Below are 24,727 nucleotides of genomic sequence, written 5' to 3'. Positions count from 1 at the left end.
ATGAAAAACAACCATTACCGATTAGATAAAATCGTTATACTTAGCCGCCATGGTATTCGCACACCTTTACAAAATACACTTGAATTTCTTGAGCAAGCAACGCCTTTTAAATGGCCTAAATGGCAACATCCTTATGGCTATTTAACAACACGAGGGGGAGCTTTAGAGGTTTATTTTGGCCGCTATTTATCACAATGGCTTGAGAGCCACGGCATTAAACCGTCGGTAACTATGCCAGAAGTATTTGTTTATGCTAATAGCCTACAAAGAACGGTGGCAACCGCACAATTTATTATAGCTGGTGCTTATGCTGGTTATGATATTGCTATTAACCACAAATATCCAATCGAAAAAATGGATCCTATTTTTGATCCAAGTCTAAAGGATGATTCCCTGGAATTAAAACACGCGGTATTAAGTGATATTGAAGAAATAAATAAAGCAGAAGCCATCTTTAAAAATTTAGCACCTGCTTATGAAATTTTATCAGACATTTTAGATTATCGTCACTCAACACTATATGCTCAATACCAATGCCCGCTAGCTGATATCCCGATTGAACTTCATTTTAAGAAAAATGAAGAACCAGCATTGCTTGGCGCATTAGCCATAGGTGCATCTGCGGTTGATGCATTTTTATTACAATATTATTCCGCATTCCCTCAAGAACAAATTGCATGGGGCAGGATAAATGACTTAGCACAGTGGAAACAAATAGTTGAAATTCGTAATCAATATATTAATTTAATATTCCATACTAAAACATTAGCCAAACATTCAGCTGCACTCATCATCAACACCATAAGCGATCTTATGCAACAACAAAATAAAGTCAATCTACTTGTGGGACACGACAGTACAATTGCATCGTTGTTAGGAGCATTAAATTTTGAAACTTACCAACTTCCAAAGCAATTTGAAACCACACCAATTGGCGGAAAACTGGCTTTACAGCGTTTTCAACATTTATCCACGGGCGAATATTTCTTTAAGGCCGAATATATTTATCAAAGTTTTGAGCAACTCTATAACGGACAAGCACTTGATGCTAATAACCCACCTGAGCATTTTCAACTTAAATTGAAAGATGCGCCATTAAACAGTGATGGATTTTATGCTTGGAAAGATTTTGAAAAACGGCTTAACATTTACCAAGCGGAGTGAGTACAACAGTAAAAAGTTATTATTTTGCCATTCTATTTATGGCCATATTTTTAAGTCTAATGTATATTAAAATAAATTTTTGAAGGAGCATATCTAGTTCTTGGCTTGATCGTATTTAATTTTACGCTAATTTATTCCTTCATATTATCAAAGCGTAAGCCATAGGACAGATAGAAATATAAAAAAAGTGAAGATACTGAAAACTAACAGAAGATCACTATAATTATTATAATTAGATGAAGGTTTATTATGAAAATATTAGTAACTGGTGGCTGTGGATATATAGGAAGTCACACCTGTGTACAATTAATTCAATCAGGTTATACTCCCATAGTGATTGATAATTTATTCAATAGCAAAGTGTCAGTATTAGATAGAATACAGAAAATCACCGGGAAAAAAATTGATTTTTATCAAGGTGATGTTTGTGATGCACAATTATTAGAAAAAATTTTTGCAAAACATAGCATTAGTGCAGTTATTCACTTTGCAGGACTCAAAGCGGTAGGTGAATCAGTACATAAACCCCTTGAATATTATGAAAATAATGTTTATGGTAGTATTGTACTTATGAAAGCAATGCGCGATGCAGGGGTTAAACAGTTAGTATTTAGCTCATCGGCAACAGTTTATGGTGAACTTGCACCAGTCCCTTATGTTGAAACTTTACCTCAAGGTTTACCAACTAGTCCATATGGTAAAAGTAAATTAATGGTCGAGCAATGTATCATGGATTTAGCTGTTGCTGAACCTGATTGGTCATTAACTTTACTTCGTTATTTTAATCCTGTTGGTGCTCACCCAAGTGGTTTAATGGGAGAAGATCCTCTCGGTATTCCCAACAATCTTATGCCATATATAACACAAGTTGCTGTCGGCAAACGGGAATCATTAGCCGTTTTTGGTAATGACTATCCAACGACAGATGGCACATGTGTTCGTGATTTTATACATGTTGTTGATTTAGCTGATGGGCATATTGCCGCACTTAAGGCTGATCATAATAAAACTGGCGTACATATTTATAACTTAGGTTCCGGTGTTGGCTACAGTGTGTTACAAGTCATCAATGCCTTTGAAAAAGCCTCAGGAAAATCACTCAATTGGCACTTCGCAGCAAGACGCTCTGGCGATTTACCCGCATTTTGGGCTGATGTAAAAAAAGCTGAACAAAAATTAGGGTGGAAAACAAAACTAACACTTGATGACATGGTAAAAGACTCGTGGAATTGGCAATCAAATAACCCGCAAGGTTATCCTGATTAAGTAATACGAATCAATAAAATCAGCATCAAAAAAAGTAAAAAAGGTTAAGTTTAACCCAGTTAGCTGTCATGCTCCCTACTAGCTAACCAATGGGGATAGTTTCGCCATATTGAGCCAAAGAATTTTGTAGCGTTAAACTAACAATCCAAAGAAAAATTAGGTATGATACAGCTATCATACCTAATGGATAATATGAAATATGAAAAGCAAAGCCTTGACAGCTATTTTTCCGGGCACTTTTGATCCCATTACTAATGGTCATATCGATCTTGTTACACGTGCGTCGTTATTGTTTCCTCGATTAATCGTTGCTATTGCTCAAAACCCTAACAAAAAAACACTGTTTACATTAGAAGAACGTGTTAACTTGGCTTCAACTGCTGTTGAACATCTACTTAATGTTGAAGTTATCGGTTTTAACAATTTAATGGCCAATTTTGCGCAAACACACAATGCCACTGTTATCGTTCGTGGGGTACGCACCACACATGATTTTGAATACGAAAGACAACTTGCTGAAATGAATCGTGCGTTAAAATCTGATTTAGATACTATCTTTTTGATGCCATCTATTGCAATGGGGTTTATTTCATCAACAATCGTAAAAGATGTCGCCTATCATGGTGGTGATATTACAAATTTAGTACCACTGCATGTCAAAACAGAATTATTAAAGCGCTTAACATAAATAAACGTCTATGGTTAATTTTTATACTCCACAGAAAAAAAAGTTCATACCACAAAAATTGACAGTAACAGTCTCATCTTTAGATGCTTTTGGACAAGGCGTTGCCAATCATAAAGGTAAAGCAATTTTTGTTAAATCTGCCTTGCCTGATGAAACCGTTGATATTGAACTAACTGAAAATAAAAAAAATTACGCTAAAGCCAAAGTCATTCGATACCATAATCAAAGCAAAGAGCGTGTGAAACCACAATGTGAATACTATGAAAAATGCGGTGGTTGTGAATTACAACATATGGCTCCTCATCTACAACAACAAGCAAAGTATGATTCATTAATCAAACTGTTACAAAAAGAAACAGGACAACCCTTAGCTAATATTATTCAACATTCGCCCCAAATCATTGCCGATCAACCTTACCATTATCGTCGACGAGCAAGACTTTCGATCAATATTGTTAAAGGTGAATTAGTTATTGGATTTCGCCAAGCCGAATCAAACCAGATAACTAATATTAAGCATTGCCCAGTATTAGTTGTTGAATTAGATTCCTTGCTAGCACCCTTACAAGACGTACTAAATCGCATAAAACAAAAAAAAGCACTTGGCCATATTGAATTAATTTCAGTTGATAGTGGTATCATTATAGTTTTAAGACATACCATACCCTTAACTGAGCATGATGTTAAATTGTTAAAAACATTCGCTGAAGATAATAATATTTCACTTTATTTTCACGGAAAAGATTTAGTACATATTACCGGTAGCACTGAACATTTTTATTTGCTTAATCATTTAAAATTAACGTTTAGCCCTCTCGATTTTATTCAAGTAAATTGTAAAATTAACCAAAAAATGATAGTGCAAACGCTTGATTGGCTATCATTAAGGCCAACTGACCAAGTTTTAGATCTCTTTTGTGGCATGGGTAATTTTTCGTTACCTATGGCAACATTATGCAAAACTGTAACAGGCGTTGAAGGGATTGATGCACTGGTTGAAAAAGCAAAATTTAACACTATATTAAATAATAATAAGATTTGTGCTGAAACCAATTTTTTAACTAGCAACTTAGACGATAACCAACAATTTTCAATATGGAGTCAATCGAAATTTAATAAAGTACTATTAGATCCAGCGAGAGCTGGTGCATTAAATGCAATGATAGAAATTATAAAATTAGCTCCGTCAAAAATCGTTTATATATCGTGTAATCCTGCGACTCTAGCTCGAGATAGTAAACAACTTATCGAAGCTGGATATCAAATTAATCAAGTTGCTATTTTGGATATGTTTCCACAAACCAAACACATTGAATCAATGTTGTTGTTAACGAAATCAGGAACATAAATTATGGTATCGATTAGAGGCGCACACCAACATAGTGAAAATCATTATTCTCTTACCCAATTTGATGTTGAGCGATGGATAAAGCAAGAATTGTTATTAACCAACCCTGCATCTTATAAAAAATTTAGAGAGGTTTTAGATTTTTGTTTTGAAAACAGCGCTGGCGCACCAGAACAGATCCATTGTTTCCAAAATGCAATAGAAATGGTCGAAATTTTATCGACACTGAATATGGATATCAATAGTTTATGTGCTGCTTTGTTACTTCCTTTTGTCGATACAAAAATAATTCGTCGAGAAGATATTCCTGAAGATTTCGATCGTGAAATTTCTCATATCATTTCTAGCATTGTCAGAATGAAAGAAATTCGCCAACTACGAGCGATCCGTAACGGTAGTGCCACTACCGAACAAATTGATAGTATTCGTCGCATGTTACTAGCAATGGTAAATGACTTCCGAAGTGTAGTCATTAAATTGGCAGAACGCATTACCTATTTGCGCAATTTAATCAATGCTCCCTTAGAAGAACAAGTACTTGCTGCTAAAGAATGTTTTAATATTTATGCACCTTTAGCCAATCGCTTAGGAATAGGCCAATTAAAATGGGAATTGGAAGATTTTTGCTTCCGCTATCTACATCCCGATGAATATCGCTTTATTGCTAAAAAATTACAAGAAAAACGATTAGATCGTGAATTATATATCAACCAATTTGTTGACCGTCTACAAGAGCTAATGGACCAAGATCATGTTCGTGCTGAGGTTTATGGTCGTCCTAAACATATTTACAGCATATGGCGAAAAATGGAACGTAAACATCTTGAGTTCGAAGATCTATATGATATCCGAGCAGTGCGTATTATCAGTGATAGTATTGAAGATTGTTATAATGCATTAGGAATTGTTCACAGCCATTACAAACATATCGCCAAAGAATTTGACGATTATGTTGCTAATCCTAAACCAAATGGTTACCAATCTATCCATACTGTTGTTTATGGACCACAAGATAAAACCATCGAAATTCAAATCCGAACTGAACAAATGCACAATGATGCTGAACTTGGTGTTGCCGCTCATTGGAAGTATAAAGAAGGCAGTACCGATAAAATGACAGCTTATGATCAACGGATATCTTGGCTGCGCAAATTATTAACGTGGCAACAAGAAATGTCCGAAAGTGGTGAAATTCAAGAAGCCGTTCGTAGCCAGATTTTCGATGATCGAGTTTATGTTTTTACACCGAAAGGCGATGTTGTTGATTTACCTGCAGGATCAACACCACTTGATTTTGCTTATCATATCCATAGTGATGTTGGGCATCGTTGTATTGGTGCTAAAATAAGTGGACGAATTGTACCATTTACCTACCATTTAAAAATGGGTGATCAAGTTGAAGTCATTACCCAAAAGCAACCTAATCCAAGCCGAGATTGGTTAAATCCTAATACCGGATTTGTTAACAGTAGCCGTGCAAGAGCAAAAATTCAAGCTTGGTTTAAAAAACAAGATCGACATAAAAATATCGCTGCCGGACAACAAATTTTAGAACACGAACTGGAACCATTAAATATTAGTATAAAAAGCGTTGAAAAAATCTTAATTAATAAATATAACGCCCATTCGTTTGACGAGGTACTAGCTGGTATTGGAAGTGGTGATATAAGGATTAATCAATTAGTTAATTTCATCAATGCACAATTTAATAAACCAACAGCAGAGGAAGAAGATGAAGCCGTATTAAAGCAGATTGCCCAAAAATCAAATATACAAACCAAAAATGCTAATAAAACCAGCAGTAAAAAAGGCTGCGAAATTATTATTGAAGGTGTTGATAACTTAATGTACACCATTGCAAACTGCTGCCGCCCTATTCCTGGCGATCCAATTACTGGTTTTGTTACCCAAGGGCGAGGTATTTCAATTCATCGCTCTGATTGTGAACAATTACAAGAACTTAAAAATCACGCTCCCGAACGAATTACTCATGCTATTTGGAACAATAGTACCAACTCAAGCTATACCATGATGGTACAAATTGTTGCCAACGATCGAAGTGGTTTATTGCGAGATATTACTACGATTTTAGCTAATGAAAAGGTTAATGTCCTTGGTCTAATTAGTCGCTCTGATATGAAGCAACAGTTAGCGACTATTGAGGTCGATATGGAAATTTTTGATCAGGACTCGTTAAATCGAGTGCTCAATAAAATAAAACAACTACCTGATGTTATCGAAGCTAAACGTTTTTAAGGTTAATTAATGTATTAACTTGCTACTTTTTAATTTTAGTGGCAAATTTAATCAAAAAAATTAGCCTTTATGGCTTTCTCTCTAAAACTTCAAATTGGTACAAATAACCATTTTTATCGTCGCGTTGATGACTTTCCTGATGAATGACTTGCCATTGCTCAGACAAATAATCAGGAAAATAAGTATCACCTTGTAGTTCTGCATCTATATGAGTCAAATAAAGCCGATCAACTAAAGGTAACGCCTGTTGATAAATATTTCCCCCCCCAATAATAAACGCTTCATCAACATGCCGTGTTTGAGCTAACAATATAGCTGCCTCAATCGATTGCACCCAACTTACATGCGGAGTTGCGTGACCTCCTATTGCTGCTTGTCTTGAAATAATAATATTGTGACGGTTAGGTAATGGGCGCCCAATAGACTCAAATGTTTTTCGTCCCATAATAACAGGTTTATTAAGCGTGTTTTTTTTAAACCAAGCTAAATCCGCAGGTAAATGCCAAGGCATTTGGTTATTTAAACCAATAACACGATTATGCGCCATCGCCACAATAATACTTAAAATCATTTTTGTTCCTTTATACATAACCTAAAGATTTAATACGATTATTTACATTTTCAGGAAACACCGTCTGACTCCAAAGCCGTTCACTTAAAGAAAGTAACGATTCTTTTTGACCTGCAACAATCCAATTAGCTAACTCGGTAGCCACATCAGGATAAATTATTTTTTTTGGAGAAGGTAAATCAAGCCAATACTTAAGTTTGATACAGTTTAAATTTTCCATAACCGTTGCCATATCAAGAGATTGCAGACATTGTGCATTATAAATTTGCTCAAATTGCCCTGAAACAGGTTTAGTCAAAATCTTTTTACCTAGCGCTAAAGCTTCTGAAATTAAGGCAAAACCTGTATTTGAAATAATACCAGAGCAACTAATTAAAGCGTGAGTAAAGCTATCTCGCCCAAGCGGCTGCAAAGATACATTGCTATATTTATAAGACTGCTGGACATCAGGATGGAAACAAATAAAATGTTGATTTTGAAATTGTTTTAACATAGCCATGATTTCATCTAAGCCTTCAAACGGCAAATAAACCACAACATTACCGTCTTCTGTTGGCATAGTTTGGAATGTATCAATCATTGGTGGTAGTAATTTATGCCCAAAATGGAACCAATGTAAACCAATCGGCTTTGTAACAGGTGCATAATATTTCATAATGACATTAGCAATCAGCCCATATTCTTTAGGCTTAAGATATTGACATACCGCCTGATTGCTTATCCCTAAACACTCTCGATGCTGATGATGCGCCGCCCAAGCACTCACTGGTTCAAAATCGCTAATAATGCAATCATACTTTGATAAATCTAGCTCACGCACATCTTTAATAAGCCGAAATGCTCGTATTCGTTGTACAGTCTTCCGAAAATTAATTTTACCATTAAGCGTTGCAAAAGAGACTCCTCGATAAGTTTTATAATCTCCAAAAGCTTGCATATCAAAATAGTCTTTAGGATCTCGCCCACTAAAAATATAATCCACATCAGCACCAGCTATTTTCAAAGCTTTAGCTAATGTTCTACAACGACTGACATGGCCATTTCCTGTTCCTTGAACACCAAAGAGAATTTTCATATCAATATTATTTGCCAATTATTATTAATAAATATCATACCAGAACACTTTATAATTATCTTATTTTTTTACTAAAAAACACATAAAAACCAAAACATAACTTAATATACATAGACAAGCCAGTAAATTATCTAATTAAATTAATAAAGGAAAATACAAATTGGTTAATTAATTAGTTCATATAAATAAAATCAACCATATAAAAATCATTATGAAATAAGCAGTTATAAAAAATAATAAATGTTTTTTATTTTTGTAATAAATGCTAAAATATTGCGTTATGATCGTCATTTACTACTGGCAAAAACTGAACAAACGGTTGATCATTAAAACCGCTTTATCACACTTATTATTAGGTGCAATTGCTGCTGGGTTCAGTTTGTATCAACACGAAACGCTTCCCTCAGAAGCTCCTGTTTCGCAAATTGGGATTATTGCAATTGCATCCATTGTGCAAGATAACCAAGAAGTAGATCGAAAAAAATCACAAACGCTACCGCATGCACAAAAACAATGCATTGTAGCGATCTTTATCACACCCAATGATATTGAACTTTCATCCAGTAAAGTTATTCGACTATCTCCTTATAATGGCATAAGAGCTGGGCCCAACACTACCGCTTAATGCATTTATAACTCAAATAGAACTAATATTTATATAAGGTTAATTCCTTATATCCGCATTGAAAAAACAAGAGAAAAGTTATGTTATTAAAATTATTAACAAAAGTATTTGGTAGCCGCAATGAACGCGTACTAAAAAACATGCGCAAGAGAGTTGAAAACATTAATGCACTTGAACCAACCATGGAAGCATTAACCGATGATGAACTAAAAGCAAAAACCACGGAGTTTAAACAAAAAATTGCTGCTGGAACCCAATTAGATGATATTTTAGAAGAGGCTTTTGCGGTAGTACGCGAAGCGAGTAAACGTGTATTTGGCATGCGTCATTTTGATGTACAACTAATTGGTGGTATGGTACTCAATGAACGCTGCATTGCAGAAATGCGTACCGGTGAAGGAAAAACCTTAACAGCAACATTACCTGCCTATTTAAACGCATTAACCGGTAAAGGCGTGCATATTATTACAGTTAATGATTACTTAGCACAGCGAGATGCTGAAAATAACCGCCCTTTATTTGAATTTTTAGGTTTAACAGTTGGAATCAACCTGCCAAATATGCCTGCACATATAAAACGCGAGGCTTACAATGCTGATATCACCTATGGTACGAATAATGAATACGGCTTCGACTATTTACGCGATAATATGGTATTTAGCAAAGATGCTCGAGTACAGCGTCCACTGCATTACGCTTTAGTCGATGAAGTCGACTCAATTTTAATTGATGAAGCGAGAACACCACTGATTATTTCAGGTCAAGCCGAAGATAGTTCTGACAGATATATTAGTGTTGATAAGATTATTCCTTATTTAACCAGTCAAGAAAAAGAAGACTCTGATCAGTTCCAAGGGGATGGAGACTTCTCTATTGATGAAAAATCACGCCAAGTAAATTTAACTGAACGTGGATTAGTAAAAGTTGAAGAATTACTTATTAAACAAGGCATCATGAAAGGTGATGAATCACTTTACGCACCGAACAATATCGTATTAATGCATCACGTTAACGCCGCACTGCGCGCTCACCACCTATTCCATCGTGATGTTGATTATATTGTTAGAGATAATGAAATTATCATCGTTGACGAACATACAGGCAGAACAATGGATGGGCGACGCTGGTCTGATGGTTTACACCAAGCAGTTGAAGCAAAAGAGCACGTTAAAATCCAAAATGAAAACCAAACGCTTGCTTCAATCACTTTCCAAAACTATTTCCGTTTATACGAAAAATTAGCAGGCATGACGGGGACAGCTGATACAGAAGCATTTGAATTTAACCAAATTTATGGTTTAGATACGATTGTTATTCCAACTAATCGCCCAATGCAACGAAAAGATCAATCTGACCTTGTCTATATGACCGAAAAAGAAAAGATTAAAGCAATTGTTGCGGATGTACAAGAATGTGTAAAACGCGGTCAACCAGTTTTAGTTGGGACAGCATCAATTGAAAAATCAGAGCTTGTTTCGCAAGCATTTAAAAAAGCCGGTATTAAACACAATGTTTTAAACGCCAAATTCCATGCTCAAGAAGCTGAAATTATTGCTAATGCTGGTAGCAAAGGCGCTGTGACTATTGCCACCAATATGGCCGGGCGTGGTACCGATATAATGCTGGGTGGAAACTGGCAAAGCGAAATAGCAAAAATCGAAAATCCAACCCCAGAAGATATCGAAAAAGCCAAACAAGCTTGGCAAGTAAAACACGAAGAAGTGATTGCATTAGGAGGGCTGTATATTTTAGGTACAGAACGTCATGAATCACGTCGTATCGACAACCAGTTACGTGGTCGTGCTGGTCGTCAAGGTGACCCAGGTGCTTCACGTTTTTACCTATCACTTGAAGATCCGTTAATGCGAATCTTCGCCTCTGAACGTGTAGGTAACATGATGCGTAAACTGGGCATGAAAGAAGGTGAAGCCATTGAACACCCATGGGTAACTAAAGCCATTGCCAATGCGCAAAAGAAAGTGGAAAGTCGCAACTTTGATATACGTAAACAACTTCTAGAATATGATGATGTTGCCAATGATCAACGTAAAGTTATTTATCGTGAACGAAACGGCTTACTGGATAATACCGATATAAAAGATACTATTGATTCAATCCGAAACGATGTATTTAATACGCTAATTGACCAATATATTCCACCACAATCAATTGAAGAAATGTGGGATATTCCGGGGCTTGAATCGGCGCTAAAAACAGACTTTGACTTAGATTTACCAATAGCAAAATGGTTAGATGAAGAACAAAATCTACATGAAGAAACACTACGCGAACGTATTTTACAAATGGCACAAGACAGATATTTAGAAAAAGAAAATACTGCTGGTGCTGAAGCATTTAGACACTTTGAAAAAAGTGTTATGCTACAAACACTTGATACGCTTTGGAAAGAACATTTAGCTTCAATGGATTATTTACGTCAGGGTATTCACCTACGTGGTTATGCGCAAAAAGATCCAAAACAAGAATATAAGCGAGAATCATTTAATATGTTTGCCAGCATGTTAGAATCATTAAAATATGACGTTATCGGTATTTTAAGCCGTGTACAAATTCGCTCACAAGAAGAAGTAGACGAAGCCGAACGCCAACGCCTTGCCGAAATGGAAAAATTAATGGCTAAGCAGCAAGCTAACCATGAATCACTAGCCGGTATGAGTGGTGAAAGTGAAGCGCAGCCAACTAGTGCACCACAACCAATGGTACGCTCACAATCCAAAGTAGGACGCAACGATCCATGTCCTTGTGGTTCAGGTAAAAAATATAAACATTGTCATGGTGCTGTTAATTAAGACAAAAATTTAGTATTATCGAATAAATTGATGTTTAAATCACCGATTAAAGTCGGTGATTAAATAAAAAAGGAAAGCTTCTACTTTCCCTAAATTTAAAGATAAACAGACAGAATTATGAAAAAACATACTGAAATTGCTGTAGGTATTATTCGTTCACAAAATTGTCAAATTTTTATCACCCAACGCGGCGAAGATTCCCATCTTGCCGGTTTTTGGGAGTTTCCGGGTGGGAAAATTGAGAACGGTGAAACCCCATATCAAACCTTACTACGCGAAATTGCCGAAGAAGTCGACATTCACATCCATCAAGCCCAATTCTTAAAAGTCTTTAAACACAGTTATGAAGATCGCAACATCACCATCCATGCTTATTTAGTCGAAGAATGGGATGGCGTTCCTTTTGCTAAAGAAGGACAACCAAGTCGTTGGGTTGACCAAGAAGATCTCAATGCTGACGAATTCCCAGACGCCAATAGGCCAATTATTGAGATGCTAAAGAACTTAGATAAGCAAATTTAGTGCTTTTATTTTTATAAAAAACAAATAAAATCAATATCTTTCCTGACCACTTTTTGCAAGCTAAATGGTTGTTATTAGGGGCTCTATTCATGATTTTATGGGTTTGTTAGCTATCAATATCTTGCCTAGGTTGTATAAACGCTTGATTTTACTTGAAAACGTCAAAATAAAAACTTCAATAAAATCAATACCTTTCCTGACCGCTTTTTAAGTGGCAACTAGTCCTCTTTTAACAAAAAAGCAACTCAAAAAAAACACTCAAGGTTATTTGGATTGTATCGTCTCAGAGTCAGCATATGCCGACAGCAAAGCATATTAATACACCACAGGAATGTTTGGCGTATTATTATTTATCAGGAACAATTTGAACATCATAGCAAAACGAAAATGGCCTTGAAGAGACAAGCATCAGGATGATACGATTAGCGTAACCGCAGACTTACATTACGCAGCCAATGACACCTTCGGCGTCGTCTGCCGGGAGGCGCTTTTGGGGATTTCAGTCATTAAAGCGCAAGGCTGGCAAGCCAGCCCCGCTCGGCTCCGCAACTCAGGGACTTGTTTCTTTGTTATATTACTCTCTATTGGATTCATAAGCGTCCCCACGCATAAAGATTAAGAACTAAGGCGTAATGCAAACAGCTGGATGTTCGCCGTCCTCGTATCTGGCGACGTAACCATTCATCGAGTTGACATCAAACTTATTGTCAGATATCACATCACTCGTCCAGTAGCCAGTGAAAAACATGAAGTCAGCATCGGGGTAATTGTTCATTCCACCCCACTCAGTGAAAAAGCCTGCACCTATTCGACGCTGAAAATAATTAGTACCTGACGACGGCGTGGCGCCATCAATCCCTCCTAAACATGGAAAATTCAGATTCACACCACATTTCGCATTGGTTAAATCCTTTATCCTAGGCAGACGATAGCCCAAACTACCACACCATTTTATTTGACCTGAAACAGTATCTATTATACTACTTCGATTGACGAACCACTGCCTCAACTTAAATCCATACTTGACCACCACATTACCTCGACTATCCTTACCCTCTAACTCAAAAACCTGTGGTAAACTAGGTCTACTAAGTGGACTAGGATTATCTGATTGTATTTGAGTGCTATCTGCCCTAGGACCACTTAACTGAACACGAGCGAAAACTTCTCTCCTATCAGGGATAGGAATCCAAGTTTCATTAGGAATTACCATTGTTACGGTAGCCGTTATGCCACTACGCGTGACTGGAGCCCACTTCAACTTACTTACATCAGTCCCACCACCTACAGCTAAATAAAAATACAACCCATCAGCACCCGTAGTAGGAAAATTAAGTCCATAAGATGAAGAACTTGTTGACTGAACCAAAAAACCCTCATAAGTATTCCATATACCAGCAACGTTAGCCCAACCGCCAAGATATGGCCTTGCATAACAAACTCTAGGCTGATTCAAATTGATATAATACGTCTTTTCCTGAGCATCAAGATAAGAAGCACGAGGCACCCCATACCGTGTCATTAAATTATGCCTTGTATTACTTAATATTACCTCATAAGGCCCCTTACATACATCCACTGTATCACTACGACTTACTGTACTACCATACTTATTACGAATACTCATCGATATACTTCCGGTCGCCGTTACACTATACTCCACAGGCGGTCGATTAGTACCCTGACCATCCCCATCATCATCCCCCCAATTACCTTGAGCAATTAAGTCACTAAAACTCATGGTATTTTTCCCCGATGGCACCAGCGTGTGTATATCATCAAAAGTACTTATATTCCTTACCAGCATTGGATTTGTTCTACTTGAGGTATCGGATGAAGGGATGACCCTCGATCCATCTGGCAACGTGATGGCCAATACATCATTTATTGTCGCCCTAGTTCGTCCCCCATCAAACGTCAAATACGGTGCACTACCCTCAATAACCCTTGTGGTTTTCGCCGATAACGCCTGCGAATCAAACGAATACGACAATAACGACAACGGCGCAAAGGCTAACTGAGATAAGGAGGGTAAGAACTTGAACCTCGGCGATTTCTCTAAGTCTCGTGATAAAAATAAGCATTCCATCTGTTTTTGACTACAGAGATAATTAAATAAATTTAATACATAGGCTTGGCAAACCTGAGGTTTGATGCTCAAAATGATACTGAAACAATTCTTCATAATGTCCTACCTATCAAGTAACTTTTGAATTTTATTTTCAATAGTTTTATATTGGTTTTATGCTCTATTTGAGTGATTATTTATTTCAAAGTATAACTAGTTAAAAGCAGATAACCACTTTTTTTTATTAAAGTTTTGTAATGTTTTGTTAGTTTTGGTATTGAAACTTTAATTGGAAAAACTTGTTAGGTACGTGTAAATAAATATTTTTTTATAAGAAAACAGCAATTTAAAAAACATTAATAAAATCAATGATATTTTTGAACGTTTTTTTGGCTAATTTTTTTAATTGTATATATATTAGTTAACAATTGATAGAACAAAAATCGATTAAACGTATCTATTTTTAAACAAACTGATTATGCTCTTGAAAGTAAAAAATTAAAAAGTATATAATTCCTTCCCATTTTTTGGGGGTACTTATCATTAAAAATAATGATTTATAAAAAGTTAAGGAATTAATTATATGAAAGAATATAAGGTTATTGTTTTTCAAGAAGGAACTTTGTCTTCGTTACTTTTGGGTAACGCTAATGTTAATGAGGTTAAATTTACTGAAGCCTTAAATAAGAATGCAGAACAAGGTTGGCGAGTTGTTACGATGGAAAAAGACATGCGTCGCTTATTTTTATTTTGGAAAAGAGAAGCTTATTTAGTGGTACTTGAACGAGAACGAAACTAAATAAACCTAAATTCGCTTATCTATTTTTACACATAATTTGTCTTACAAAGCAAAAATAGATAAGGAATGTCTGATAGTTAGATTGGGAACCAATGCAGTTATTCACTCGCCTAAATAAACTCAACTTCATCTTCATACACAAAGTAATATCGCTTATTTTTTTATAATTAAGTATAAGTTTCGATACAAGAAGCTAAAAAAACTAGGATTTACGCTGCAATCTTTGCTCCGCTAAGGCAAGGAAAATGATGCCAATAATAATACATAACGCGCCTAACAACCGAGTGATGGTAATTTGTTCATCAAAAACAATAACCGATACCAGCATAACTGTAACCACTTGTAAATGAGAAGCCGCAAACGCAGGACCTACTGGTGCTTTTTTTAATAATACCATCCAAGTAATAAAAGCCCCTGTATAGCCCAGCATAACTAAGTAAGCCCAACCATAAGTAAAAATTCGGACTAACCAATCAAAACTAGCTTCAAAAGGCAAGGCTGATAGTGCGGTTAATTTAAAACTAGTTTGCCCAAAGGTGTCAAAAAATAGCAGTAAAATAAAACCGATGATGTAAAATTTTTTCATTAAGTGAGCCCCACTAATACTACACCAGTCGTAATAAAAAATATCCCCACGATTCGGAACAAAGTAAGGTGTTCTTTAAATAAAATCCGCCCAGCTAACATCACTGTGATAATATTAAATGATCCCAATAAAATGCCTGCCGATAATGGCACTTGACTTAAAAACGCCAACCAAAAAATAAACCCAAGAAAGTAAGCACTAAAGCCGATCCAAAGCCAGAGATTTCCAAATAATTTTTGCCAATAATATAAGCCTTGCTTTTTTTGGGATGTGATCGCCGCATACTTGAACGCTATTTGCCCAATAGTATCGCAAACAATATTTATTAACCAAAGGACAATAATTAAAGTTGACACTGCTGACAAAGTCCATGTATTTCAAGCACGCTATGCTTTATTAAGAATTGATTTTGGTGCGCAAGCTGTTTTAGCTGTTCTTCGATTTGCTCAGAGTGTTTTTCAATAATTTGTTGGCATTTATCGCAAATCAATAAAATAGAAATATGTTCTGGGTCTTGAAAATGTGGGCAGATAATATAGCTATTCGAAGATTCCACTTTGTGGATAAAGCCTTGCTCAAGTAGAAATTCAAGCGCACGATAAATTGTTGGCGGTTTAGCTTGTGGTTCGCTGACTTTAAGTAGATCAAGAAGATCATACGCACTCATTGCTTTATTAGCCGTTAACATGATGTCTAAGACAGTTCGACGTTGCGTTGTCAATTTAATACCACGTTTTTTGCATAAAGTTTCAATCTTTTCAATTAGCATATTATGCATTCGGTTTCCTTTGCCTTTAGTGATGATTTTTTTGTGTCGCTTTTTTTCGTCTTATTTCTTTAGGATCATTGATTAAAGCACGGTATAGTTCAATACGATCACCATTTTTAACCAATTCATTAAGACCACAACGCTTTCCATAAATGCCAATTAAATGCTCATCTAATTTTATTTGACATATTTTTAAGATATTGGATTTTGTAATTGCTTGCAAGACGTTCGTTTGCTCGTCGACATTGCAATCAATGACTGTCGAGTTATTCGGTAACGCATAAACAACTTGAATATTAATCATCTTGATAAATCTGCCTTGCTCGTTTTGAAAACGCATTAACCATACCTGTCATGACTTCTTTAAAAACAGGGGTAAAAGTCATACCTAATAATTTATTTTTGAACTCAAAATTTAAATTAAAACTGATTTTACTTTTGTTTTCAGAAATTTCAACAAATTGCCACTGCCCCGATAATTGTTTAAATGGACCATCTAAAAGTCTCATATCAATTGAATTAGGTTCATTGATTTGATTTAATGTCGTGAACGATTTTTTAAAGCCAAACTTTTCAACCTCAATAAATGCAGCAATAGTGTTATCTTGTTTTCTAATAATACCTGTTGCTATACAATCAGGGACAAATTCTGGGTATTTTTCAATATCGTTGACTAAAGCAAACATTTGCTCAATTGAATAAGGTTCGATAACTTCGTGAAAAACATGTGCCATAATAATAAAATAAAAAAATAAAATTAGTAGCATATAATATCACGTAACTCTATAATAACGCACATTATGACTAAGAAAAAATCACACAAGCCAGGTTCAGCAACCATAGCATTAAATAAACGAGCACGCCATGAGTACTTCATTGAAGAAGAAATCGAGGCGGGCTTATCCCTGCAAGGCTGGGAAGTCAAATCACTGCGAGCAGGCAAGGCCAATATTAGTGATAGCTATGTTCTACTCAAAGACGGTGAAGCATGGCTGTTTGGGGCAACCATTACACCGCTAAATGTCGCCTCGACGCATGTTATTTGCGAACCAATGCGTAATCGTAAGTTACTACTAAATGAGCGAGAGCTCAATTCATTATTTGGTCAAATTAATCGCCAAGGTTATACCGTTGTTGCCCTTTCTTTATATTGGAAAAACGCATGGGCAAAAGTAAAAATTGGTATTGCCAAAGGGAAGAAAGAATACGACAAACGCACTGATATTAAAGAACGTCAATGGCAAGTTGATAAAGCACGCATTATGAAAAATGCAAATCGATAATACGTTATTACTTGGTAAAGCATAGGTCTAGTGGTGACGTATATTTTGTGGTTTGATAAAAAATGCATGGTTTTTAATTGATTAAAGTTAAGTAAGTCATCAATTACATTAATACAATGTATGAGCCATACTTTGAAAGTCTTGTGCAATAGCATTAATCGGATAGTAAGAATAATTAAGATAAATATTATAATCATAAGAACACAAACAAATCTGTTGCGATTTGGAGTCTACTTCAACTAAATAGCTCAGCACTTCTTTCAGTAAAGTGCCTGTTGAATGTTGAGTTGGATATTGACTATCATCATCAAGATAGAACTTAAATTCCCCTTCTCCCCACCAGTAACAATCCAAAGCTGTTAATCCTAAGTAAGTACCAACATAATAGCCATAGCCTTCGATATTATCTAATAATACATAATCTTCGGCATAATTAGTTACTCGTTACGCCATTGAACATGAAAATAAAGTAGTACTTCAAATGTTTTAAGCATTAAGGCAATTAATAGTTAAAAAGAAATGCTGTAAATCTGCTTCATGTTCATTTTGAATTTCAATCCTCGCTTTTCTATTAAACGGCATTCTAAAATAGTTATTAAATCCACCTGTTGGATTGACCACAATTGGCATTGAGTTAATATCACACCGTGCGCCAAAATCATTACAGAAAAAATCATCGATTGGGCTTTCGACTGATGGTACTTTTTCATCATCCCAATAAATGTGGATAACAACATCACGTAACACAAAACATGACCGCCGTTTCTAAAAAAACTTGAAACGAATTTAATATGCCATATAACCGATAACAATCATTGATATAGTCAAACTGCTAAATAAAATAAACAGGGAATAGCTGTTGATCATAAATATTATAAGTTCCAAGCATATAAATAACAAATATCCAGAATTTTTCAGTGTAAAGACTGATATAATTTCATTAAAACTTAGCTTGTTTTTTTGGAAGACAGCTTCTGATGATTGACTTAAATCGTGTTTAAAATTGAGATTAAGTAGCATAAAGCAGATACCTACACCCGATGCAGTCCAAAAATTTGTGGATTAAGACTAATTAACATACCGGCAATAAAGGTTCCTACTGCATAAGCGATACACGCCCATGTGCAACATTGACCAAAGTAGAAACCAAAAACGCGGCGATTTTTTCACAGTAAGAGTCAATTAACCCCATTAATACAATCCAACCAAAGCCTAAAAAGAAACTACCAAATATGACACCAACGTAAAAACTATGCTTTAGTAGCAGTTCATAAACATAAATTAATGTAGGCGCTGCTAATGTGATAATAATACTTTGAAACCAGATAAGCTGTTTTTTCAGTACTAATTTATCGTGATAAACACCATCCACAATCATAAGAATGAGCGAGACAAAATAATTAAATAAATAATGCCAGTGTGTTTTACCGTTAAACCAGTCTCCTTATTTAGCATAGCATAAGACGAAAAAACGAAACTACCTGTAGCGTAATTCATAAAACTATAACAGGAAGCAAACCAATAAGACGGCTTATTATAAAATACACTTGTCATAATTTATCCTATAAAGAGTGAACCACTGCAATTGAGTATGCAGAGCTAAAAATTTAGCTTTAAAAGGTTTATTGGATAAATGTGATCAACATCAAAATTATTTTAATATTCTTACTAATAAAAACATCTGAACCATAAAATATAATATTTAATATCAATTATTTATATGAAAATAAAATAAATTTTTTATAAAAAGGGAGATATATTAAAACTAACCAAGATGTAATATAAACGATGAAAAAATAAAAACACAAATTAAAAACAGAAAAATATTATCCAGACCACAATCGAACAAACAATTCCTTATCTAAATAAATTTTTTCTCTACTATCAATATAGCCATTTTAGTGAAATGACTTATTCGTTAGTCATCTTTATGATTGTTACCCAGACTAAGATAACTAAATGAATATATTATTAAATAATTTATAGAAAGAGGTTTTGTATGCCTAAAAAAAATAGTCGTGTTCGATTCCACATAGCAATACTTATGTTATTTGCTATTGTGATTAATTATTTAGATAGAACTGTCATGTCTGCAGCTGCACCTATTATTGCGATTGATTTAGATATTTCACCTGAAGCAATGGGATGGATCATGTCTGCATTTTTCTTAAGTTATGCCTGTTGTCAAATTCCTGCTGGCTTCCTTGCAGATCGTTTTGGGCAAAGAAAAACTCTTGCAGGGTCGGTAACTTGGTGGTCTTTAGCAACTGGTGCAACGGCATTAGCAACCTCCCCTATCGGTTTTATTTTTGCTCGGGTGTTTATGGGCATTGGAGAAGCTGCAGCATATCCTTGTAATGGGGGAATAACCGCAAAATGGTTCCCTGATAGAGAAAGAGGACGCGTAACTGCACTATTTGATAGTGGTTCACGTTTCGGCACGGCATTTGCGATGCCTCTTGTTGTTTGGATTATTGCTGCTTGGGGGTGGCATGCGGCGTTTTTTATTTGTGGAGCTTTAGGTCTTATTTGGGTTGTTTGGTGGATATATATTTACCGAGATCCAGAACAACATCCAAGTATTAGTGCAACAGAATTAAAATATATTCGTGACGGCCAAATCAAAAAAGAAGGGATCGATACCATACAACCAATGAAATGGTATCAATTATTAAAGTATCGCAATGTGGTTGCTATGTGCATTGGATTTTTTATGCTTAATTATGCAGTCTATTTTTTCATTACTTGGTTCCCTACTTATTTAATGAAAGAACGAGGTTTAAGTTTAACAGAAATGGGCTTTTTGGCTATGTTACCGCCTTTATGTGGTATAATTGGACAATGGATTGGAGGGTGGTTAACTGATTTTATTTACATAAAAACCAATAATATCAATCTTGCTAGAAAATGTAATTTGGTCGGAGGAATGTTAATTGCAACCTCAATTTCATTTGCTGGCTTAGTTGATTCTATAACCATAATGATGGCTTTACTTTGTATTTCATATATTGGTCTTGCCTTTGCTGGTTCAGCTATCTGGTGCCTACCTGGCGATGTAGCACCAAGAAATATGACATCCGTTTTAGGAGGGATTCAAAATACGGTTTCAAATTGCGGAGGAATATTAGGTCCAATTGTAACAGGATACATTATTGGCGCAACAGGCTCATTTATGTATGCCCTAGTGGTTTCAGGTTGCGCTTGTGCAATAGGCGCGCTTGTCTACTCACTTGTATTAAAAGATATTAAACCGATTACAGAAAATCAATCTACTTTATAACTTAGCCATTTTATTAGAAAATCCTATTAAAAATATTCGATAGGATTTTCTTAAACTCCTATTATTATAATAACATTATTGAGAAAATAATATGGGCAGAAGTCAAGCATTAAGGCAAAATACCATTAATCAATTTATTGATTGCATTAATAACAAAATATTATCTTTTCCATTACCTTCTATTTCAATTCTGGCTGAGGCTTTTAATGTTAGTAGAACAACTATCCGAGCAGTACTAGAGCATTTATGCAAAAAACAAATCCTACTGTTTAATAATAATGAATACCATTTATTACGAGAACCAACAAATGAGGATAAGATAGTCTGTACTTTTGAAAAAAGAGCGGTACAAGATAAAAATTTTGAAACCTATTTTTACCATTTAATAAATCATAAGAAGTTATTGCCTGGTGATAATTTTAACGAAATCCAACTTGCTAAAGATACAAAAGTAAATCCCGTTGTGGTACGTGAATTTTTATTACGTTTTTTACACTACGGGCTTATTAATAATATAAAAAAAGGGGAATGGGAATTAGTTACATTTGCCAAAGATTATGCAGAAAAACTTTATGAATTTAGGAGTGTGTTAGAAATATTTGCACTTAAAGCATTTATGGCTCAACCAGATAATCATATCAACTGGATAAAAGCACGAGAATTATTACAACGTCATAAAAATTTTCAGAAAAATATACAAGATGAATATACTCTTTTTTCAACACTTGATCGTGATTTTCATCAGTTAATTTTATCTTGTAATGATAATCCGTTTTTCATGCAGTCTTTTGATTTAATTTCGGTCATATTTCATTTTCATTATCAGTGGGATAACAGCAATCTAAAAGAACGTAATAGTATTGCCGTATCAGAGCATATTGCTGTTTTAACAGCAATTTTACAAAAAAATGAACAAGCGGCCATCGCAGCGTTGTGTCGTCATTTAAATACAGCAAAAACATCAATGCAAGAGTCAATTGGTCGAACATTAGCTATAAAAAACAGATAAAAAACAAAAAAATTTTATATTCAACACGAAACAATTAAAAAAATAAATACTACTTTGTATCTTCTTTTATAGTTCTCTTTACTTACTACCTAATAAATTAATTAAAGAGAACTATACCATGGTTAAACAATTAAATAGATCTAATTTTTCTGGACCAAATTACCCTGAAAAGATTATCCAATTCGGTGAAGGTAATTTTTTAAGGGCTTTTGTCGATTGGATCATTGATAATCTAAACCAAAAAACAGACTTCAATAGTGGTGTAACAATTATCAGGCCTATTGATACCCATCACCCCTCAATTAACGAACAAGATGGACTTTATACAACGATTATTCGAGGTCTTAATGAACAAGATGATGCTATTGCTACTCCTCGAATTATCTATTCAGTTAATCGCGAAATATTGATATATCAAGATTATCAGTTATATTTAAAATGTGCACAAAATCCTGATTTAGAATTTATTTTCTCAAATACCACTGAGGCAGGAATAGCATTTAGCGAGAAAGATAAAGCTACCGATACGCCACCAACAACCTTTCCTGCTAAATTGACCTGTTTTTTGCATCATCGATTCAAATTTTTTAACGGAAAGAAAGATAAAGGTTTAATCATTATTCCATGTGAACTAATTGATTATAATGGCGAAAAACTAAAAGAGTTGGTACTAAAATATGCAAAATTATGGCAACTTAGTAATAGCTTTATTGCATGGATAAACGAAAGTAATACATTTTGCTCAACGCTAGTAGATCGTATTGTAACAGGTTACCCAAAGGATGAAGCCACTCAACTTGAACAACAACTAGGTTACCAAGATCGATTTTTAGACACAGCAGAATACTTCTATTTATTTGTTATCCAAGGACCAAATTGGTTAAAACAAAAATTAAAGCTTGATCAAGTAGACCTAAATATTTTAGTTGTTGATGATATTAAACCTTACAAAGAAAGAAAAGTTGGCATCTTAAATGGCGCCCATACAGCAATGGTTCCCGTTGCGTATCTTGCAGGACTACGCACTGTAGGACAATGTATGGATAATTTGCAAATTGAAACGTTTGTGAAAAATTTGCTTAACCAAGAAGTTATCCCAACGCTATCTTTGGATAAAGAACAACTAAAACAATTTGCAGATGAAGTATTAAAACGTTTTAAAAATCCATTCATAAAACATGAATTAATATCTATTTCACTAAATTCACTAACGAAATTTAAAACTCGCTTGTTACCGCAGTTATTAACCTATAGTAAACAATTTAACCAACCACCCAAATATATTTCTTTTTCATTAGCTGCACTTATTGCTTTTTATCGTGGAAAGTACCAAGGTCAAACTATTTCATTAACTGATGATGCTCATTTATTAGCAAAGTTTAATGAATGGCAACCTCTTTATCAAAATGATGTAAAAACACTAGTCACAAATGTCTTAAAAATGACAGAGCATTGGGGAGAAGATTTAAATAACGTCACTGGATTAACTGATTTAGTAACGGAAAATTTGAAAAGTATTTTATCCCACGATATTAAAAACTATATTCCAAACAATTAAACATTAGGAGTCAATTAAATGCCTAAAATGAAATATATTGTTATTCCAGAACCAGGAAAAGTTGAAATTAAAGAGATGGAAAAACCAACGTTACAAAAAGGAGAAGCGATCTTAAAAGTATTATATGGTGGGATTTGTGGTTCAGACATGGGAACGTATAAAGGGACTTTCCTTTATGCCAGTTATCCTCGTATTCCTGGCCATGAATTCTCGGCCGAAGTTGTTGAAGTCCAAGACAATGATCATGGTATCCAAAAAGGCATGATAGTTACAGCAAATCCTTATTTCAACTGTGGTCAATGTTACTCTTGTCGACGTGGATTTGTTAATTGCTGCACAAGTAATCAAACACTTGGCGCACAACGCGATGGTATTTTTAGAGAATATTACAGTATACCAATTGAACGTATTTATGATGGTAAAGGATTAGATGCATTAACACTTTCCATGATCGAACCATTTTGTATTAGCTATCATTCCATTCAACGAACATCAGTAAAAAAAGGAGATAAAGTCTTAGTGGTTGGCGCCGGACCTATCGGCTTATTTGCAGTTATGGCTGCTGTATTAAAAGGTGCTGAAGTTTATGTAAGTGATGTAATGCAATCACGATTAGATAAGGCATTATCACTAGGTGCAAAAGGTGTTATTCGAACAGATAAAGAAAATTTTGAGGAAAGAGTAAAAAAACTCACTCAAAATGACGGTTTTGATGTTTGCATTGAATGTGCAGGACTACCACAAACTTTCCAAAACTGCATTGATGCAGCAGCTTTCCGAGGACGTATTGGTTTAGTTGGTGTAAGCAAACAAAAGTTAGATTTTGCCTTTACCCAAATTCAAACAAAAGAGTTGGATATTTTTGGATCTCGCAATGCCCTAAAAAACGACTTTATCGAATTAATTGATTTAGTCAGTTCAGGAAAATGTGATGTCAAAAAAATCATTACCGATGTATATGAGTTAGCTGATGCTGAAAAGGCATTCCAAGAAATGCGAGATGATCCAAGTGCTCGACTCAAATCAGTCATAAAAATCAGTTAAAACAAT

Annotated in this window: 23 protein-coding genes and 2 pseudogenes; 14 read left to right on the top strand and 11 right to left on the bottom strand. The window is 34.9% G+C overall.

Translation table 11 applies throughout. The annotated features are described in order from the left end of the window. The 5 genes from ACYIAJ_RS08600 to relA all read left to right on the top strand — a co-directional run bounded on the left by ACYIAJ_RS08600 (position 1) and on the right by relA (position 6,722). Positions 1-1,164, top strand: coding sequence for a histidine-type phosphatase (locus tag ACYIAJ_RS08600; protein ID WP_483564659.1), 1,164 nt, complete (start codon positions 1-3; stop codon positions 1,162-1,164). 249 nt (positions 1,165-1,413) lie between these two features. Beyond that, positions 1,414-2,430 carry a UDP-glucose 4-epimerase GalE gene (galE, locus tag ACYIAJ_RS08595; RefSeq protein ID WP_483560490.1) on the top strand — a complete coding sequence of 339 codons (1,017 nt, stop codon included), beginning with the start codon at positions 1,414-1,416 and terminating at the stop codon, positions 2,428-2,430. A 199-nt stretch (positions 2,431-2,629) separates the two neighbouring features. Continuing rightward, positions 2,630-3,118: a pantetheine-phosphate adenylyltransferase gene (coaD, locus tag ACYIAJ_RS08590; RefSeq protein WP_091346382.1), complete on the top strand. Its 489-nt coding sequence runs from the start codon at positions 2,630-2,632 to the stop codon at positions 3,116-3,118. A gap of 10 nt (positions 3,119-3,128) precedes the next feature. Next, a complete protein-coding gene (rlmD, locus tag ACYIAJ_RS08585; protein ID WP_483560491.1) occupies positions 3,129-4,466 on the top strand; it encodes a 23S rRNA (uracil(1939)-C(5))-methyltransferase RlmD in 1,338 nt (445 codons plus the stop codon). A gap of 3 nt (positions 4,467-4,469) precedes the next feature. After that, positions 4,470-6,722: a GTP diphosphokinase gene (relA, locus tag ACYIAJ_RS08580; RefSeq protein WP_483560492.1), complete on the top strand. Its 2,253-nt coding sequence runs from the start codon at positions 4,470-4,472 to the stop codon at positions 6,720-6,722. Between the two features lie 67 nt (positions 6,723-6,789). On the opposite strand, the gene folA is transcribed toward relA, so the two are convergent. Then, positions 6,790-7,293 (bottom strand): type 3 dihydrofolate reductase, encoded by a 504-nt coding sequence (gene folA / locus ACYIAJ_RS08575; protein WP_483560493.1) that lies wholly within the window; start codon positions 7,291-7,293, stop codon positions 6,790-6,792. Between the two features lie 10 nt (positions 7,294-7,303). Beyond that, positions 7,304-8,368: an MJ1255/VC2487 family glycosyltransferase gene (locus ACYIAJ_RS08570; protein WP_483560494.1), complete on the bottom strand. Its 1,065-nt coding sequence runs from the start codon at positions 8,366-8,368 to the stop codon at positions 7,304-7,306. Positions 8,369-8,630: 262 nt separating this feature from the next. Here ACYIAJ_RS08570 and ACYIAJ_RS08565 point away from each other — a divergent pair, with 262 nt between their 5' ends. The 3 genes from ACYIAJ_RS08565 (at position 8,631) to mutT (ending at position 12,325) form a co-directional block, all read left to right on the top strand. Further along, positions 8,631-8,993: a hypothetical protein gene (locus ACYIAJ_RS08565; RefSeq protein WP_483564658.1), complete on the top strand. Its 363-nt coding sequence runs from the start codon at positions 8,631-8,633 to the stop codon at positions 8,991-8,993. A gap of 80 nt (positions 8,994-9,073) precedes the next feature. After that, entirely contained in the window at positions 9,074-11,803 is a 2,730-nt protein-coding gene (secA, locus tag ACYIAJ_RS08560; RefSeq protein WP_483560496.1) for a preprotein translocase subunit SecA, read from the top strand. Between the two features lie 117 nt (positions 11,804-11,920). Further along, a complete protein-coding gene (gene mutT / locus ACYIAJ_RS08555; RefSeq protein WP_483560497.1) occupies positions 11,921-12,325 on the top strand; it encodes an 8-oxo-dGTP diphosphatase MutT in 405 nt (134 codons plus the stop codon). Positions 12,326-12,947: 622 nt separating this feature from the next. Here the strand turns inward: mutT and ACYIAJ_RS08550 are convergent. Beyond that, positions 12,948-14,510 (bottom strand): hypothetical protein, encoded by a 1,563-nt coding sequence (locus ACYIAJ_RS08550; RefSeq protein WP_483560498.1) that lies wholly within the window; start codon positions 14,508-14,510, stop codon positions 12,948-12,950. 466 nt (positions 14,511-14,976) lie between these two features. Here ACYIAJ_RS08550 and ACYIAJ_RS08545 point away from each other — a divergent pair, with 466 nt between their 5' ends. Then, the gene (locus ACYIAJ_RS08545; protein ID WP_160403544.1) at positions 14,977-15,192 is read left to right on the top strand and encodes a DUF4177 domain-containing protein; all 216 of its coding nucleotides are present in this window, start codon (positions 14,977-14,979) and stop codon (positions 15,190-15,192) included. Positions 15,193-15,394: 202 nt separating this feature from the next. Here the strand turns inward: ACYIAJ_RS08545 and ACYIAJ_RS08540 are convergent, their stop codons facing one another. Genes ACYIAJ_RS08540 through ACYIAJ_RS08520 form a run of 5 tightly spaced genes read right to left on the bottom strand, consistent with a single transcriptional unit; the run spans position 15,395 to position 17,314 of the window. Then, positions 15,395-15,778, bottom strand: coding sequence for a DMT family transporter (locus tag ACYIAJ_RS08540; protein WP_483560499.1), 384 nt, complete (start codon positions 15,776-15,778; stop codon positions 15,395-15,397). Then, complete coding sequence (locus ACYIAJ_RS08535; RefSeq protein WP_483564657.1) at positions 15,778-16,134, bottom strand: EamA family transporter; 357 nt, start codon at positions 16,132-16,134, stop codon at positions 15,778-15,780. The genes ACYIAJ_RS08540 and ACYIAJ_RS08535 overlap by 1 nt, the downstream gene beginning before the upstream one ends. Next, entirely contained in the window at positions 16,122-16,556 is a 435-nt protein-coding gene (gene zur, locus ACYIAJ_RS08530) for a zinc uptake transcriptional repressor Zur (protein WP_483560501.1), read from the bottom strand. The genes ACYIAJ_RS08535 and zur overlap by 13 nt, the downstream gene beginning before the upstream one ends. A gap of 16 nt (positions 16,557-16,572) precedes the next feature. Beyond that, the gene (locus ACYIAJ_RS08525; RefSeq protein WP_483560502.1) at positions 16,573-16,851 is read right to left on the bottom strand and encodes an RnfH family protein; all 279 of its coding nucleotides are present in this window, start codon (positions 16,849-16,851) and stop codon (positions 16,573-16,575) included. Next, a complete protein-coding gene (locus tag ACYIAJ_RS08520; protein WP_483560503.1) occupies positions 16,844-17,314 on the bottom strand; it encodes a type II toxin-antitoxin system RatA family toxin in 471 nt (156 codons plus the stop codon). The genes ACYIAJ_RS08525 and ACYIAJ_RS08520 overlap by 8 nt, the downstream gene beginning before the upstream one ends. A gap of 33 nt (positions 17,315-17,347) precedes the next feature. Between ACYIAJ_RS08520 and smpB the strand changes: the two genes are divergently transcribed. Further along, positions 17,348-17,830, top strand: coding sequence for an SsrA-binding protein SmpB (gene smpB, locus ACYIAJ_RS08515; RefSeq protein ID WP_483560504.1), 483 nt, complete (start codon positions 17,348-17,350; stop codon positions 17,828-17,830). 108 nt (positions 17,831-17,938) lie between these two features. On the opposite strand, the pseudogene ACYIAJ_RS08510 reads toward smpB, so the two are convergent. From ACYIAJ_RS08510 to ACYIAJ_RS08500, 3 genes and pseudogenes are all read right to left on the bottom strand, one after another. Then, positions 17,939-18,577: pseudogene (locus ACYIAJ_RS08510) on the bottom strand (DUF2961 domain-containing protein). Positions 18,578-18,861: 284 nt separating this feature from the next. Next, positions 18,862-19,208: pseudogene (locus tag ACYIAJ_RS08505) on the bottom strand (MFS transporter). Next, positions 19,205-19,384 carry a hypothetical protein gene (locus ACYIAJ_RS08500; protein WP_483564656.1) on the bottom strand — a complete coding sequence of 60 codons (180 nt, stop codon included), beginning with the start codon at positions 19,382-19,384 and terminating at the stop codon, positions 19,205-19,207. The pseudogene ACYIAJ_RS08505 and the gene ACYIAJ_RS08500 overlap by 4 nt, the downstream one beginning before the upstream one ends. A gap of 445 nt (positions 19,385-19,829) precedes the next feature. On the opposite strand from ACYIAJ_RS08500, the gene ACYIAJ_RS08495 reads away from it, so the two are divergent. The 4 genes from ACYIAJ_RS08495 to ACYIAJ_RS08480 all read left to right on the top strand — a co-directional run bounded on the left by ACYIAJ_RS08495 (position 19,830) and on the right by ACYIAJ_RS08480 (position 24,721). Further along, positions 19,830-21,110: an MFS transporter gene (locus ACYIAJ_RS08495; protein ID WP_483560505.1), complete on the top strand. Its 1,281-nt coding sequence runs from the start codon at positions 19,830-19,832 to the stop codon at positions 21,108-21,110. 91 nt (positions 21,111-21,201) lie between these two features. Further along, a complete protein-coding gene (locus tag ACYIAJ_RS08490) occupies positions 21,202-22,119 on the top strand; it encodes a GntR family transcriptional regulator (protein WP_483560506.1) in 918 nt (305 codons plus the stop codon). Between the two features lie 118 nt (positions 22,120-22,237). Then, positions 22,238-23,677 carry a tagaturonate reductase gene (locus ACYIAJ_RS08485; protein WP_483560507.1) on the top strand — a complete coding sequence of 480 codons (1,440 nt, stop codon included), beginning with the start codon at positions 22,238-22,240 and terminating at the stop codon, positions 23,675-23,677. Positions 23,678-23,704: 27 nt separating this feature from the next. Beyond that, a complete protein-coding gene (locus ACYIAJ_RS08480; RefSeq protein WP_483560517.1) occupies positions 23,705-24,721 on the top strand; it encodes a zinc-binding alcohol dehydrogenase family protein in 1,017 nt (338 codons plus the stop codon). Positions 24,722-24,727: the final 6 nt, after the last annotated feature.

It is taken from the genome of Gilliamella sp. X-46 (assembly GCF_057063525.1).
Note: the sequence above shows the minus strand (reverse complement) of the source record. Positions and strands in the feature narration are given on the sequence as shown.